Source organism: Achromobacter pulmonis, assembly GCF_021733725.1.
GTDB lineage: Bacteria > Pseudomonadota > Gammaproteobacteria > Burkholderiales > Burkholderiaceae_B > Achromobacter > Achromobacter pulmonis.
The window spans coordinates 975564-989303 of sequence record NZ_JAIFOT010000001.1 but is presented as its reverse complement, the minus strand read 5'-3'; the positions used below and the strand labels follow the sequence as shown (position 1 = coordinate 989303).

The window sequence follows — 13740 nt, the reverse complement described above, 5'->3', positions numbered from 1 at the left end:
TCCAGGAATCGCCATGTCCGCACCGATCAAGCCCCTTACCGAGAATTTCGCCGTCGCCCCGCAACTGGGGCCTGAAGATATGGCCGATGTGGCCGCCGCCGGTTACAAGAGCGTCATCATCAACCGGCCCGACTTCGAAGGCGGCCCCGACCAGCCGACCGCCGCCGACGTATCCAAGGCCGCCGCCGCCGCCGGCCTGAAAATCGAATACCAACCGGTGGTCGGCAGCGCCATGACGGCCGCCGACGTGGTTCGCTTCGCCGAGCTGCTGCGAACCTTGCCGGGCCCGGTGCTGGCGTACTGCCGCACCGGCACCCGCTGCACCAATCTGTTCGCCGCCGCCCAGCAACTGGGTTGATGCGCATCAAGGCCCCCGGGTTCGCTTGATGTGAACCTGGCGGGTTTCCGGTAGCATGGAACTTCCTCTCAAACAGGAGCAGGCAAGATGTTCAAGAAGATCCTGATTCCCACCGACGGCTCGCCGCTGTCGGCCCAAGCCGCCAACGCCGGCATTTCCTTCGCGCGCTCCGTCGGCGCCGATGTCGTCGCCCTCTACGTGACGCAGCCCTTCGCCGCCACCATCGGCTTCGACGGCATGGCCGCCGCCTACGCCATCACCGACGAAGACTACGAAAAGGCCTCGGCCGAACAGGCCGACAAGTACCTCAAGCAGATCACCGACCGCGCCGACACCGCCGGCGTGAAGTCCGAGGCGCGCGCCGTGTCCAACTTCAACGTGGCCGACGGCATCGTGCAGGCCGCCGCCGACGCCGGTTGCGACCTGATCTTCATCGGCAGCCACGGCCGCAGTGGCCTGTCGCGCCTGCTGCTGGGCAGCGTCACCGCCAAGGTGCTGTCGCTGGCCAGCACCGCGGTGCTGGTGTACCGCGTCAAGGAAGAAAAGAAGTAATTCCGCGGGCCGCCGCCGTTATCAGGGCAATGTCAGGCCCGCCGGCGCCGATGCCATGCCAAGCCCCTCCTCGCCGAGGGGCTTTTTCATGTCCGCCCGCACCCCTATGGCGCATGTGGCTAAAGCTTGTAATGCGGCTTGCGGCGCGTAATATTCATGGATAGTGCGGGCGCGGTTTCGCAATCCCCGAGCACACCTCTCAACGCGGCATGGCGCCCGCCGCGGCAGTATCCGGTCGGACCTGCCGCCCACTCCTGGTGATTACTGCAAGGAACGAGGCCATGACTCGCAAGACGCCTATCGAGCTATACCGGAATATCGGCATCAGCGCCCACATCGACGCGGGCAAGACGACGACCACCGAGCGCATCCTCTTCTATACCGGCATCACCCACAAGATCGGCGAAGTCCACAACGGCGCCGCCGTGATGGATTGGATGGAGCAGGAACAGGAGCGCGGCATCACCATCACCTCCGCCGCCACCACCGCGTTCTGGAAAGGCATGGCCGGCAATTACCCGGAACACCGCATCAATATCATCGACACGCCGGGCCACGTCGACTTCACCATCGAGGTCGAGCGCTCAATGCGCGTACTGGACGGCGCCGTCATGGTCTATGACGCGGTCGGCGGCGTGCAACCGCAATCCGAGACTGTCTGGCGCCAGGCCAACAAGTACCGCGTGCCGCGGCTGGCCTTCGTCAACAAGATGGATCGCGTCGGCGCCGACTTCCTGCGCGTGCAGCGCCAGATCAGCGAGCGCCTCAAGGGCGATGCCGTGCCGGTGCAACTGCCCGTGGGCGCCGAAGACGGCTTCGAGGGCGTGATCGACCTGGTCAAGATGAAGGCCATCATCTGGGACGACGCCAGCCAGGGCGTGCGCTTCGAATACCGCGACATCCCGCCGGCGCTGCAGGCGCAGGCGCAGGAATGGCACGACAAGATGGTCGAGAAGGCCGCCGAGGCCAACGAGGCGCTGCTCGAAAAATACCTGGGCGGCGAAGCGCTGACCGAGGCCGAAATCAAACAGGGCCTGCGCCTGCGCACGATCGCCAACGAGATCGTGCCGATGCTGTGCGGCAGCGCCTTCAAGAACAAGGGCGTGCAGGCCATGCTGGACGCGGTCATCGACTACCTGCCGTCGCCGGTCGACGTGCCCGCCATCAAGGGCCACGACGAACGCGACCACGAAATCGAGCGCCATCCCACCGACAAGGAACCGTTCTCGGCGCTGGCCTTCAAGATCATGACCGACCCGTTCGTGGGCCAGTTGGTGTTCTTCCGGGTCTATTCCGGCGTGGTCAAGTCCGGCGACTCGGTCTACAACCCGGTCAAGGAAAAGAAGGAACGCCTGGGCCGCATCCTGCAGATGCACGCCAACGAGCGGCGCGAGATCACCGAAGTCTACGCCGGCGACATCGCCGCCGCGGTGGGCGTCAAGGACGTCACCACCGGTGACACGCTGACCGACCCGTCGCACGTCATCGTGCTGGAGCGCATGGTGTTCCCCGAGCCCGTCATTTCGCAGGCGGTCGAGCCCAAGACCAAGGCCGACCAGGAAAAGATGGGCATCGCCCTGGGCCGGCTGGCGCAGGAAGACCCGTCGTTCCGCGTGCGTACCGACGAGGAATCCGGCCAGACCATCATCTCCGGCATGGGCGAGCTGCACCTGGAAATCCTGGTCGACCGCATGAAGCGCGAGTTCGGCGTCGAGGCCACGGTGGGCAAGCCGCAGGTGGCCTACCGCGAGACCATCCGCAAGACCTGTGACGAAGTCGAAGGCAAGTTCGTCAAGCAGTCGGGCGGCCGTGGCCAGTACGGCCACGTAGTGCTCAAGCTCGAACCGCAGGAACCGGGCAAGGGCTACGAGTTCGTCGACGCCATCAAGGGCGGCGTGGTGCCGCGCGAGTTCATCCCGGCGGTGGACAAGGGCATCCGCGAAGCGCTCAACGCCGGCGTGCTGGCGGGCTATCCGGTGGTCGACGTGAAGGTGACGCTGTTCTTCGGGTCGTACCACGACGTCGACTCGAACGAAAACGCCTTCAAGATGGCCGGCTCGATGGCGTTCAAGGAAGGCATGCGGCGTGCCGATCCGGTGCTGCTCGAACCGATGATGCAGGTCGAGGTGGAAACGCCCGAGGACTTCACCGGCAACGTCATGGGCGATCTGTCGTCGCGCCGTGGCATGGTGCAGGGCATGGAAGACATCGCTGGCGGCGGCGGTAAAGTGGTGCGCGCCGAGGTGCCGCTGGCCGAGATGTTCGGCTACTCCACCTCGCTGCGTTCGCTGACGCAGGGCCGCGCTACCTACACGATGGAGTTCAAGCACTACGCCGAAGCGCCGCGCCAGGTGGCGCAGGAAGTGATGGCGGCCCAGGGCGCGGGCCGCTGATTGCCGTCATGCGATGGCAGGGGCCGCCGATCCGGCGGCTTGTTTTCAGGCCGGCGCCGCGGCGCCGGCCGTTGTGGCCCGCATGCGCGAGGATGCCAGCTTCACGCCCAGCAGGATCATCACGAAGCCGTAGGCATGAAACAGTTGCGGCGTCTCGCCCAGCAGCGGCCAGGCCAGCAGCGCCGCATACACCGGCACCAGGAACATCGACAGGCCCGCCGTGGCCGGACCGGCGCGGCTGATCAGCCGGCCGTAGACGTAGTACGCGCCCAGGCTGGGCACCACCGCCAGGAACAGCAGCACCGCCGCCAGCCGTGGATCGCTCCAGGGCGCAACGGCGCCAGCGGCGGCCTCGATGCCGGCGAATGGCGCCAGCGCGATCGCGCCGCCCAGCATCATCGCGGCCAGCCGCGCGCCGTCCGGCACCGCCGGCAGCGTCAGGCGCTTTTGCAGCACGGTATAGAACGCCCAGCCGGTGGCGGCCAGTAGCACCCACAGGTCGCCCTGGCCGAACGCCAGCCGCGCCAGCGCCCAGGCGTCGCCGCGCGTCAACACCACCAGCACGCCGCCCAGCGCCAGCGTCAGGCCGGTGGCGCGCAGCGGCGAGAGCGGCTTGCGCCAGATCACCGCTTCCAGCAGCGCCACCAGGATCGGGCTGCACGAGAAGATCAGGGCGATGTTGGTGGCGCTGGTGCTCTGGGCGCCGATGTATTGCGGCGCCACCGCCACGCCCATGCCCAACACCGCGAGCGGCAGTAGCGTGGGCAGGCCATGCCACAATGCCTGGCGATGCCGCAGCAGGGCCGGTCCGGCCAGCGGCAACAGGATCAGGAAGGCGATCAGCCAGCGGCCGAAGGCCAGGAATACGGGGGGCAGGGCGGCGTCGTGGGCCCAGCGGGCAGCCACCATGTTGGAGGCGAATAGCGCCGGCGCGGCCAGGAGCATGGCGGCGCCGGACCAGCCCAGGCCGGTTCTTGCGGGTACTGCTGCTGCGTGAGACATGATTTCCCGCCGCGCGGATCGGCGCGCGGCATACTGCGGTGGACGACACCGGCGCCAAGGCCGGGTTGTGCCACGGCGCGGGCGCGGGATCCGACGGGCGGGGTAATGCCCGTCTTGCAGGAAAGTCTACGGCGGGAGCGGGAAAATAGGTTTCCTGATTCTCGCCATTCTGGCGGTAATGGAGGAATATATGTCCTCTAGAATCAGGTTTTTCAGGGATATTCTCTTCTAAAGAGCCTCCGCCGTGTCCAGCCCACCCAAAATCGACGAAACCGACCGCAGGATCCTGCGCGCCTTGCGCGCCGACGGCCGCCTCACCAACCTGAAACTGGCCGAGCAGGTCGGCCTGTCGCCCACGCCCTGCTGGAACCGGGTTAAGGCGCTGGAAGACGCGGGGGTGATCGAGGGCTACGCGGCCCTGTTGAACCAGAAGGCGCTGGGTCTGCCCGACACCGTCATGATCGAGGTCACGCTCGAGCACCACGATGACGACACCCTGGCGCGCTTCGGCGAGGCGATCACGCGCCTGCCGCAAGTGGTTGAGGCCTTCCTGGTGACAGGCGAATACGACTACCTGATCAAGGTGGCGGTGGCCGGCACCGAAGGCTACGAGGAATTCCTGCGCAAGCGGCTCTACAAGCTGCCTGGCGTGCGGCACAGCCGCTCGACCTTCGTGCTCAAACGCCTCAAGCACACGCCGTCGGTCGAACCCTGACGGCGCGCGCGGCTCAGCCGCGCAGGAACGATTCGATGGCGCCGTTGAAGGCGCGCGGGTTGCCCAGGTTCATGCCATGCGACGAACCGGCGATATTCACCCGCTGCGCCTGCGGCAGCCATTGCGCCAGCGCGTCGAGCACCGCGGGATAAGGCGACGGGCTGAGCGCGCCGCCGATCAGCAGCGTCGGCAGCGTCAGCGAACCGATCTGTTCCGGCGCGAGGGCCGCCGGGGTTTCGCGCGCCTGGCCGAACAGCGTGCCGGCGTTGTCGCGCACCATTTCCTTGAACCAGGGCACCATGCGCTGCCAGGTGTCCGGCCCGGTCACGGTGTCCACGAACAGCGCCAGGCCTTCTTCCACGGCGCCGCCGCGGATCAGTTCGAGCGCCCGCTGGCGAAACCCGCCGCGGGTATCGTCGCCGCCGGGCAGGGGCAGTCCCGGATCGGCCAGCGTCAGGCTGAGCAGCGCGTCGGGGCGCGCCAGCGCCGCTTCCAGCGCCACGCGGCCGCCGCGTGAATGGCCCACCAGATGGGCCGGCCCGCCGGCCACCCGGTCGATGAAATCGAGCACGTCGGCGCCGTGCTGCGCCACCGAGAAGCCCTCGCCCTCGCCATCCCAGCTTTCTGGCCAGTAACGCCGCAGGCACACCGCCAGCACGCGGAACGAGCGGCCCAGCGGCGCCATCTGCGATTTCCAGTAGCGGCAGTCGGACAGCGAGCCATGCACCAGCACCAGCGGCGCGCCTTCGCCGTACTCGGTGTAGGACATGGCATAGCCGCCGATATTGGCGCTTTGCAGGGGCAGGACAGGTTCGGAACGCATCGGGTCGGGGTCGGGAAATCCAGGCGGGCATTCTAGCCGTTTCACCCCCGCGGCAGCGTCACGCCCGCGCCCACGGCGGGGGCATTGGCGAGACTGATAAACTCGTCACCCGATCTTTTTGTCTTGAACGGAGTTCGCCAGATGTCCATCGCTACCCCCGCCGATCTTCCCGAGTCCGCCCGGCGCGTCGCCCGCCTGTTGGCCGAGTTGGGCCACGATAAGCCGGTAGTGGTGCTGCCGCAGACCGGCAAGACCTCGGCGGAAGCGGCGGCTGGCCTGGGGTGCGAGGTGGCGCAGATCGCCAAGTCGATCATCTTCCGCCGCGCCTCGGACGATGCGCCGGTGCTGGTCATCGCCAGCGGCGTCAATCGCGTCGACGAGGCCAAGGTCGCCAGCCAGGTCGGCGCGCTGGCCAAGGCCGATGCCAAGTTCGTGCGCGACATGACCGGCTATGCCATCGGCGGCGTCTGCCCCATCGGCCACGCGGTCAAGCCTGTCATGCTGCTCGACCAGGACCTGTTCCAGTACGACAGTCTGTGGGCGGCGGCGGGGCACCCGCACGCGGTGTTCAACCTGACGCCGCAGCAGTTGGCCGCCATGACCGGCGCGCCGGTCGCCGATGTGGCGCAGCGCGCCTAGTACATCAGCGTTCCGCGCCGCGTGGCCCCCTGTTCAGCGCGGGTGCGCGTCAAGGCCGTCGATCAACACCTGCAAGCGCCCGCGCGAGCAGGCCTCGACCCGTCCCTGGACCCCATACACCGTGGCCAGCGATGCCGGCGTGATGACCTCGGCCGGCGCGCCGGCGGCGGCCAGCCGGCCGCCATGGATCATCACGGCCCGCTCGGCGTGTTGCAATGCCACGTTCAAGTCGTGCAACACGATCACCGTGATCAGCCCGTGCTGCGCGGTTTCCTGCTTCAGCAGCCGCATCACATGGAACTGGTAATTCAGGTCCAGCGCCGACAGCGGTTCGTCCAGCAACAACACACGCGGCCGGCGCACCAGCGCCTGCGCCAAGCCCACCAGCTGCTTCTGGCCGCCGGACAGCGCGTCCAGATAAGACAGCGCCAAGTGGCCGATGCCCAGCCGTTCCAGCAGCCGGTCGATCCCCGGCAGGTCCGCCGGCGGACCCTCGGCTTCGCTGGCGCGGGCCGCCACCAGCACTGACTCGAACACCCGCAGGTGCACGGCGGCCGGCAGGCTTTGCGGCAGATAGGCCAGGTGGCGCGCGCGGGCCGCGAAATCCAGCCGCGCCAGGTCCAGGTCGTCCAGTCGCGCATGGCCGGCGCGCACTTTCACCAGCCCTGCCAGCGCCTTTAGCAGCGTCGATTTGCCGCTGCCATTGGGACCCAGCAGGGCCGTGACCTCGCCGGCGCCCAACCGGGGCAGCGACAGGTCGTGCAGCACCTGCGTGCCGCCATAGCCGGCGGTGATACCGCCGACCGCCAGCGCCGGCGCGGCGCCCGTCATGGCAGGCTCCGGCGCAGCACCACCGCCACGAAGAATGGAATGCCGATCAGCGAGGTGACGATGCCCACCGGCACGATCACGCCCGGCACCAGATTCTTGGACGCCACCGAAGCGAGCGACAGGATGACGCCGCCCACCAGCGCGCTCCCCGGCAGGAAGAAGCGGTGATCCTCGCCCACCAGGCGGCGGGCGATGTGCGGCGCGATCAGGCCGATGAAGCCAATGGTGCCGACGAACGCCACGGCCAGCGCCGACAGCAGGCTGACGCGGGCCAGCGCCGCCACGCGCACGCGGCGCACGTCCACGCCGAAACTGGCGGCGCGTTCCTCGCCCAACCGCAGCGCGGTCAATTTCCAGGACTGACGCATGGCTAGCGGCAGCGCCAGCGCGAACGCCAGCCCCAGGATGGCCACGGTGGTCCAGCTGGAGCGCGTCAGGCTGCCCATGGTCCAGAACACCAGGTTCTGCAGGGCCTCGGCGCTGGCGGTGAACTGCACCAGCGACACCAGCGCGTTGAAGGTGAACACCATGGCGATGCCGAACAACACCACGCCCGGGGTATTCAGGCCCCCCCGGCGCGCGACGCCGTCCAGCAACAGCGCCGCCAGCATGGCGAACAGGAAGGCGTTGCCGGCGATCAGCCAGCCCTCGGAAACCCCGGGCACGCCCAGGTGCAGCACGATCGCCAGCGATGCGCCGAAGGCGGCCGCCGACGACACGCCCAGTGTGAACGGGCTGGCCAGGGGGTTGTTCAGAATGGTCTGCATTTCGGCGCCAGCCAGGCCCAGCGCCATGCCCACCAGCGCGGCCATCAGCGCGTAGGGCAGCCGGATATCCCAGACGATGACGCGTAGCGTCGGGTCGGACGAGGCTGGCGCGCTCAGGGCCTGCCACAACTCGGCGGCACTCAGCGCGGACGGCCCCACGGTGAAGTCCAGCAGCAGCCCAATGCAAATCGCCGCCAGCAGCAGGGCGATGAGCCCCGCGCGGCGGCGCAGAATGTGCCGGTAGGCGGCAACCGCGGTGGCGGCTTGCGCCATTACTGCAGCAGTTGCAGGCGGCTCTTGGCCGTGGTGGCGGCCGGCGTGGTCGGATAGTCGCGCACGATGCGTTGCAGCGTGGTCTTGGCGCCGGCGCGGTTGTTCAGCTCGATCTGGCTGCCGGCGATGACCAGCAGGGCGTCCGGCGCGCGGGCGTTGTCGGGGGCTTTCTGCACCATGGCGGTCAACTGCTCGATCGCGCCTTTGAAGTCCTTCAGCGCATAGCGGCTGCTGCCCAGGTAGAACTGGGCGCTGGGCGCGAGCTGGCTGGCCGGGTAGAGCGCGGTGAACGCGGCCAGCGATTCGGAGGCGTCCTTGTACTGACCCTTGCGGAACAGGTCGATGGCGCCATCGTAGGCGGCTTGTTCCTGCGGATCGCCCGCGGTGGCGCCCGGCGGGTTGGCGCCGCCCGGGGCGCCTCCCGGCCGGTTGCCGCTGGGCTGCTGGCGCGATACCAGTTCGAGCTGGTCGCGCAACTGGGCGATTTCCTGCTGCAGGGCCTGGATCTGGTCGGCCAGTTGCAGCTTGGCGCGTTGGTTCTGCTCGTTCTGTTGCTGCACCTGCTGGCGCAAATCCAGGATGGCCTTGCGGGCCTCATCATCGGAGAAAGCGTGGGCAGGCGCCGCCAGGGCAGCCAGCACCAGGCCGGTGGCCGCCAGCAAGGGACGCAGGGACAGAACGGTATCGCGCATGAAAATTCCCAGGGATCAAAAAAACAAACGTCGGAACGGCCGGCTGACCGTCCCGACGCGTGGTGGGGCACTTAACTATACGGAAAGCTTAACGCTGATAGACGATATCGGCGCGGCGGTTTTCCGCAAAGTCGGCTTCCGACGAGCCAGTCGCCTTCGGCTTTTCCTTGCCGAAGCTGATGGTCTCGATCTGGTTGTCGCTGACGCCCAGCAGGGTCATCATGCGACGCACGGCGTCGGCACGGCGCTGGCCCAGGGCCAGGTTGTATTCGGCGCCGCCGCGTTCGTCGGTGTTGCCTTCGATCTTGATTTTTTGCTGCTGGTGCGAAGCCAGGTAGCGGGCGTGGGTCTCCACCAGGCCACGGTACTGGTCGGAGACCGTGTAGCTGTCGAAGTCAAAGTATACCGAGCGCTGTTGCGCCAGGATGCTTTGAGGGTTGAAGGGATCAAGGATCTGGCCAGTAGCCGAGGATCCTTGGCCAGCGCCTCCGCCCTGACCCGCTTTATCGTCGAGAGGGACGGAGCTGCAAGCTGCCAGGGTGGCAGCCAGCGCGGCGATGGTTAGGCTTTTGGCAATGCGCGACTTCATGATAGTTCCTTTGCAAAGAGAGTCACACGTGTTATCGGGTAAATGGGCCCCAAGTCGGTTCACGTATTTCCCCATTCAGTACCGAAAGCGTCTGCCGTACGCGACCATCGCTCGAAACACCAGCAAGCACGCTACGTCCGTTTTGGATGGCGGCGTAGAGGACTTGCATGCCATTCGGCGCGAAGCTTGGCGACTGATCGTCACGACCATCGGTCAGCAAGGTCTCCGTGCCTGAGGACAGGTTCAACGATGCGATACGGAACGCGCCGTCTCGTCTGGCAACGTACAGCAGCGTCGATCCATCTGGGGAAATTCGGGGTGAGATGTTGTAACCACCATTAAACGTGAGGCGGCGAGCATCGCCACCGTCCAGGCCGGTTTGATAAATTTGCGGCCCGCCGCTGCGGTCACTGGTAAAGATAATGGAACGGCCGTCCGGCGTAAAGCTCGGCTCGGTGTCAATCCCGGGAGAACGCGTAACGCGCTTCATATTCGAGCCGCCGGCCGCGCTGACGATGTAAATTTGCGACAGCCCATCACGCGTCAGGGCCACGGCGAGCTGCGTGCCATCGGGCGACCAGCCGGGAGCGCTGTTGTTGCCCTTGAAGTTGGCGACCGGCACGCGGGCGCTGGTGGCCAGCGTATGCACATACACCACGGGCTTGCCGGATTCGAAGCTCACGTAGGCCAGCTTGGAGCCATCGGGCGACCAGGCCGGCGAGATGATCGGCTCGCGCGAGCGCAGGGCCACCTGGGGATTCTGGCCGTCGGCGTCAGCCACCTGCAGTTCGTAGGTGGCGCCTTGCTTGAGCACGTAGGCGATGCGGGTCGAGAACACGCCGCGCACGCCGGTGATCTTTTCGTAGATGCGGTCGGCGATCTGGTGGGCAACGCGGCGCAGTTCCTGTTCGGTGCCCGAGAACGCCACGCCATCGAGCTGGTTCTTTTTGACCGTGTCGGCCAGGCGGTAGCGGACGTCGTAGCGGCCGTCATTGCCGCGCACGATGCTGCCATAGGCAATGAAGTCGGCCCCCTTGGCACGCCAGTCGTCGTGGGCGATGGGGGAATCGACATTCAGGCCCGAGCCGGCGGCGCTGATCAGGCGGAACTGGCCGGTGCGGGTCAGGTCGGCGCGGATCACCTCTGCCAGGGCGCGGCCATGGGCGTCGTCCACCGCGAAGTCGGCGATCGCCACGGGGTATTGGGTGGCACCGGTGCCGGAAATGTCGACGCGCAACTGCGCCTGGGCCGGCTTCATGGCCATCAGGCAGGCAAGCGCCAACAGCAGCAGGCCGAGTCCATACGATCGCCAGAGAGCGAGGGGGGGAACTCGTCGGCTAGGGGCGGGAGTCATAATCAGCAATCTCCTGTCAATCATACATTCTGTAGACAACGTCAATGATGGGCTCGTAGCGGCCGGTCGAAGGCTTGGGGAAGGGGTTGCAGCGGCGGATGCCGGTCTCGACCGCACGGTCGAAGCCCGCGTTGCCGGAGGAACTGGTCAATGTGACCCCGTTCACCTTCCCGTCAGAACCTAACTTTACCCGGTATTGGGCTGTCGGATTGTTCGAGCCGCTTCGCGGCGGAGGCGGGTAGGCCACGCCAGGTTGCACGCAGGCGCGGACCTTGGCGCCATAGCCGCTGTCGTTGCCGCCACCGGCCTGGTTGCGATCCGCGGTGCCGCCGGGGATGCCGGCCGCGCCCAGGGCGTCGTTGCGGAACGCGTCCTTGAGCGCCTTGTCGGCCGCGGCCTTCTTGGCGGCTTCTTCCTTGGCCTTCTTCTCGGCAGCGGCCTTCGCCGCGGCGGCTTTCTCGGCTGCGGCTTTCTCGGCCGCGGCTTTCTCCGCCGCCGCCTTTTCGGCGGCCGCCTTCTTGGCGGCATCTTCCTTGGCCTTCTTTTCGGCAGCCGCCTTCTCGGCCGCGGCCTTGTCCGCCGCCGCCTTGTCCGCGGCGGCCTTTTCGGCTGCGGCCTTTTCAGCGGCGGCTTTCTCGGCTGCCTGGCGTTCCTGTTCGAGGCGCTTCTTTTCCTTCAACTCGGCCTGTTTGCGCTCTTCCGCCAGGCGCGCCTTTTCCTTTGCAGCCTCGGCCTCCTGGCGAGCCTGTTCTTCCTGCTCGCGCTTTTTCTTGGCTTCCTGCAGGGCGATTTCCGGATCCACTTCTTCCGCTTTGGGCTGGGCCTGCGGTTCCGGCTTGGGCGGCGGCGCGGGCGCCGGCTCGGGCTGCTTCTGCGGCTCGGGCTCGGGCTCCGGTTGCGGCTTGGGCTCGGGTTTGGGCGGTTCGGGCTGCGGCGGGGGTGAGACCGGTGAATTGCCGTCGGCCCACAATTGCACTTGCACCGGACCGGGATTTTCGGTGTGCCAGTTCAGATTGACGATCAACACGGCCAGCAGCAGCGCGTGCACCAGCAACGCCAGGATCAGGGCGATCCGGTTGTCGTTGTTGGGGGGCGTGGCCGGCGGGCCGCTGTGGTGTCGAATAATGGGTGGGGTCATGGGCATTGCGAGCCGGCGGAAGGCCTCGCGTTAGCGTTTTTTCGCAGGAGCGGGCTGATTGCCGCCGGCGGATTGGTCCACCAGCAGGCCCAGGCGGGTGATGCCATTGGTACGCAGTTCGTCCATGACCTTCACCACCGTTTCGTAAGGCACCTTGCCGTCGGCCGCGATCACCACCGGCGTCTCGGCCGTGATGCGCGAACGCACCTGCGCCACCAGCTCGGGGCGGGCGATGTCCTGCATCGTGGCGCCGGGTTCGCGAATGCGCAGCGCGATCTTGCCGTCTTCCGAAATCTGGACTTCCAGGGGCTTGACCGGAACGTCCGACGCCGCGCCAACCGAGGGCAGCTGGATCAGGCCCGGCGTGATCAGCGGCGCGGTCACCATGAAGATGACCAGCAGCACCAGCATCACGTCGATGTAGGGCACCACATTGATGTCGGCCTTCATGCGGCGGCCGGACCTGCCGCGCGAGCTTAGCGAGGGCATCAGCGCACCTGCCGTTGCAGAATGTTCAGGAATTCATCGACGAAGCTGTCGAAGCGGATCGAGATGCGGTCGATGTCGTTGGTGAAGCGGTTGTAGGCCACCACGGCGGGGATGGCGGCGAACAGGCCGATGGCGGTGGCGATCAGCGCTTCGGCAATGCCGGGGGCCACCGAGGCCAGCGTGGCCTGCTGCATGTTCGACAGGCCGATGAAGGCGTGCATGATGCCCCAGACAGTGCCGAGCAGGCCGATATAGGGCGAAACCGAGCCGGCCGAAGCCAGGAAGTTCAGGTGCGACTCCAGCGCGTCCATTTCGCGCTGGTAGGCGGCGCGCATGGCGCGGCGCGGGCCGTCGAGCAGGGCGGTGGCGTCATTGACGGCGCCGCCACGGCGGGCTTTCAGGAATTCGGTCATGCCGGCGTCGAAGATGCGGGCCAGCGCGCCTTGCTCGTCGCGGCGCGATGCCACGGCCTGTTGCAGCATCGACAGGTCGCCGCCCGACCAGAAGTCGTCCTCGAAACGGCGGGTCTGGGCATGGGCGCGCTTGATGGCCAGCCGCTTGGCGAAGATGTAGGTCCAGGACATGATCGAAATGCCAAGGAGCATCAGCATGATCAACTGGACCGGCACGCTGGCGTGCGTAATCAACGAAAGCAACGACATGTCGTTGGTGGCTTGCATGGTTATTCCTGAATTGATTCCAGTTTGGCGCGGACGTCGGCCGGCAGTTCCACCGGCCGCATGTGGACGGCATCGACGCAGCAGACTTGGATATTGCCTTCGGCAAGCAGTTCCCCGTCCCGTTCTGCGCGCTGCGCGAAGTGTATCGAAGCGCGGCCCAGTCGTGTGACCCGGCTGCGTATGGTAAGCAAATCGTCCAGTCTGGCCGGCTTGCGATAGGACATGTCCAGCGAGCGGACGACGAACAGCCGCTGTTCGCTAGCGGCCAGGCCGGATTGGTTGACCCCCAGGTCGCGCAGCCATTCGGTGCGGGCGCGCTCCAGGAATTTCAAGTAGTTGGCGTAGAAAACCACCCCGCCCGCGTCCGTGTCCTCGTAATAGACACGGACTTGCAGGAGGGATTCGGCGGACTTCGGATCGGTCACGATGCGGGTTTCGATAATGC

Annotated in this window: 16 protein-coding genes; 5 read left to right on the top strand and 11 right to left on the bottom strand. The window is 66.8% G+C overall.

Annotated features, from left to right (window positions below; genetic code table 11):
• Positions 1 to 13: 13 nt before the first annotated feature.
• The 3 genes from K2W61_RS04490 (at position 14) to fusA (ending at position 3303) form a co-directional block, all read left to right on the top strand.
• On the top strand, positions 14 to 358 hold the full coding sequence (locus K2W61_RS04490; protein WP_175134509.1) for a protein tyrosine phosphatase family protein: 345 nt from the start codon (positions 14 to 16) through the stop codon (positions 356 to 358).
• A gap of 87 nt (positions 359 to 445) precedes the next feature.
• Positions 446 to 910: a universal stress protein gene (locus K2W61_RS04485; RefSeq protein ID WP_006388728.1), complete on the top strand. Its 465-nt coding sequence runs from the start codon at positions 446 to 448 to the stop codon at positions 908 to 910.
• A gap of 281 nt (positions 911 to 1191) precedes the next feature.
• On the top strand, positions 1192 to 3303 hold the full coding sequence (gene fusA, locus K2W61_RS04480) for an elongation factor G (protein WP_175134510.1): 2112 nt from the start codon (positions 1192 to 1194) through the stop codon (positions 3301 to 3303).
• 45 nt (positions 3304 to 3348) lie between these two features.
• On the opposite strand, the gene K2W61_RS04475 is transcribed toward fusA, so the two are convergent.
• Positions 3349 to 4305 carry a DMT family transporter gene (locus K2W61_RS04475; RefSeq protein ID WP_236755111.1) on the bottom strand — a complete coding sequence of 319 codons (957 nt, stop codon included), beginning with the start codon at positions 4303 to 4305 and terminating at the stop codon, positions 3349 to 3351.
• Between the two features lie 244 nt (positions 4306 to 4549).
• On the opposite strand from K2W61_RS04475, the gene K2W61_RS04470 reads away from it, so the two are divergent.
• Positions 4550 to 5020 carry an Lrp/AsnC family transcriptional regulator gene (locus K2W61_RS04470; protein ID WP_175134511.1) on the top strand — a complete coding sequence of 157 codons (471 nt, stop codon included), beginning with the start codon at positions 4550 to 4552 and terminating at the stop codon, positions 5018 to 5020.
• A gap of 13 nt (positions 5021 to 5033) precedes the next feature.
• On the opposite strand, the gene K2W61_RS04465 is transcribed toward K2W61_RS04470, so the two are convergent.
• Positions 5034 to 5843, bottom strand: a complete 810-nt coding sequence (locus tag K2W61_RS04465; RefSeq protein ID WP_175134512.1) for an alpha/beta fold hydrolase — start codon at positions 5841 to 5843, stop codon at positions 5034 to 5036.
• A 141-nt stretch (positions 5844 to 5984) separates the two neighbouring features.
• On the opposite strand from K2W61_RS04465, the gene K2W61_RS04460 reads away from it, so the two are divergent.
• Positions 5985 to 6482 (top strand): YbaK/EbsC family protein, encoded by a 498-nt coding sequence (locus tag K2W61_RS04460; RefSeq protein ID WP_236755110.1) that lies wholly within the window; start codon positions 5985 to 5987, stop codon positions 6480 to 6482.
• A 33-nt stretch (positions 6483 to 6515) separates the two neighbouring features.
• Here the strand turns inward: K2W61_RS04460 and K2W61_RS04455 are convergent, their stop codons facing one another.
• The 9 genes from K2W61_RS04455 to ybgC all read right to left on the bottom strand — a co-directional run bounded on the left by K2W61_RS04455 (position 6516) and on the right by ybgC (position 13720).
• Positions 6516 to 7313 carry an ABC transporter ATP-binding protein gene (locus K2W61_RS04455; RefSeq protein ID WP_236755109.1) on the bottom strand — a complete coding sequence of 266 codons (798 nt, stop codon included), beginning with the start codon at positions 7311 to 7313 and terminating at the stop codon, positions 6516 to 6518.
• A complete protein-coding gene (locus K2W61_RS04450; RefSeq protein WP_236755108.1) occupies positions 7310 to 8353 on the bottom strand; it encodes a FecCD family ABC transporter permease in 1044 nt (347 codons plus the stop codon). Before K2W61_RS04450 ends, K2W61_RS04455 begins: the two co-directional genes overlap by 4 nt.
• Positions 8353 to 9045, bottom strand: a complete 693-nt coding sequence (gene ybgF, locus K2W61_RS04445) for a tol-pal system protein YbgF (protein ID WP_175134516.1) — start codon at positions 9043 to 9045, stop codon at positions 8353 to 8355. The genes K2W61_RS04450 and ybgF overlap by 1 nt, the downstream gene beginning before the upstream one ends.
• An 88-nt stretch (positions 9046 to 9133) precedes the next feature.
• Positions 9134 to 9634 carry a peptidoglycan-associated lipoprotein Pal gene (gene pal / locus K2W61_RS04440; RefSeq protein WP_175134517.1) on the bottom strand — a complete coding sequence of 167 codons (501 nt, stop codon included), beginning with the start codon at positions 9632 to 9634 and terminating at the stop codon, positions 9134 to 9136.
• A gap of 31 nt (positions 9635 to 9665) precedes the next feature.
• Positions 9666 to 10988, bottom strand: a complete 1323-nt coding sequence (tolB, locus tag K2W61_RS04435; protein ID WP_175134518.1) for a Tol-Pal system beta propeller repeat protein TolB — start codon at positions 10986 to 10988, stop codon at positions 9666 to 9668.
• Between the two features lie 16 nt (positions 10989 to 11004).
• Positions 11005 to 12126 carry a cell envelope integrity protein TolA gene (gene tolA / locus K2W61_RS04430; protein ID WP_175141611.1) on the bottom strand — a complete coding sequence of 374 codons (1122 nt, stop codon included), beginning with the start codon at positions 12124 to 12126 and terminating at the stop codon, positions 11005 to 11007.
• A 30-nt stretch (positions 12127 to 12156) separates the two neighbouring features.
• The gene (locus tag K2W61_RS04425) at positions 12157 to 12615 is read right to left on the bottom strand and encodes an ExbD/TolR family protein (RefSeq protein WP_175134520.1); all 459 of its coding nucleotides are present in this window, start codon (positions 12613 to 12615) and stop codon (positions 12157 to 12159) included.
• Positions 12615 to 13295, bottom strand: a complete 681-nt coding sequence (tolQ, locus tag K2W61_RS04420) for a protein TolQ (protein WP_175134521.1) — start codon at positions 13293 to 13295, stop codon at positions 12615 to 12617. The genes K2W61_RS04425 and tolQ overlap by 1 nt, the downstream gene beginning before the upstream one ends.
• Positions 13296 to 13297: 2 nt before the next feature.
• Positions 13298 to 13720, bottom strand: coding sequence for a tol-pal system-associated acyl-CoA thioesterase (ybgC, locus tag K2W61_RS04415; RefSeq protein WP_175134522.1), 423 nt, complete (start codon positions 13718 to 13720; stop codon positions 13298 to 13300).
• Positions 13721 to 13740 lie beyond the last annotated feature (20 nt).

Bases quoted from the DNA above. Each gene is read 5' to 3' on its own strand.
- K2W61_RS04490 (WP_175134509.1), top strand. From the start codon at position 14: ATGTCCGCACCGATCAAGCCCCTTACCGAGAATTTCGCCGTCGCCCCG.
- K2W61_RS04485 (WP_006388728.1), top strand. From the start codon at position 446: ATGTTCAAGAAGATCCTGATTCCCACCGACGGCTCGCCGCTGTCGGCC.
- fusA (WP_175134510.1), top strand. From the start codon at position 1,192: ATGACTCGCAAGACGCCTATCGAGCTATACCGGAATATCGGCATCAGC.
- K2W61_RS04475 (WP_236755111.1), bottom strand. From the start codon at position 4,305: ATGTCTCACGCAGCAGCAGTACCCGCAAGAACCGGCCTGGGCTGGTCC.
- K2W61_RS04465 (WP_175134512.1), bottom strand. From the start codon at position 5,843: ATGCGTTCCGAACCTGTCCTGCCCCTGCAAAGCGCCAATATCGGCGGC.
- K2W61_RS04460 (WP_236755110.1), top strand. From the start codon at position 5,985: ATGTCCATCGCTACCCCCGCCGATCTTCCCGAGTCCGCCCGGCGCGTC.
- K2W61_RS04455 (WP_236755109.1), bottom strand. From the start codon at position 7,313: ATGACGGGCGCCGCGCCGGCGCTGGCGGTCGGCGGTATCACCGCCGGC.
- K2W61_RS04450 (WP_236755108.1), bottom strand. From the start codon at position 8,353: ATGGCGCAAGCCGCCACCGCGGTTGCCGCCTACCGGCACATTCTGCGC.
- ybgF (WP_175134516.1), bottom strand. From the start codon at position 9,045: ATGCGCGATACCGTTCTGTCCCTGCGTCCCTTGCTGGCGGCCACCGGC.
- pal (WP_175134517.1), bottom strand. From the start codon at position 9,634: ATGAAGTCGCGCATTGCCAAAAGCCTAACCATCGCCGCGCTGGCTGCC.
- tolB (WP_175134518.1), bottom strand. From the start codon at position 10,988: ATGACTCCCGCCCCTAGCCGACGAGTTCCCCCCCTCGCTCTCTGGCGA.
- tolA (WP_175141611.1), bottom strand. From the start codon at position 12,126: ATGACCCCACCCATTATTCGACACCACAGCGGCCCGCCGGCCACGCCC.
- K2W61_RS04425 (WP_175134520.1), bottom strand. From the start codon at position 12,615: ATGCCCTCGCTAAGCTCGCGCGGCAGGTCCGGCCGCCGCATGAAGGCC.
- tolQ (WP_175134521.1), bottom strand. From the start codon at position 13,295: ATGCAAGCCACCAACGACATGTCGTTGCTTTCGTTGATTACGCACGCC.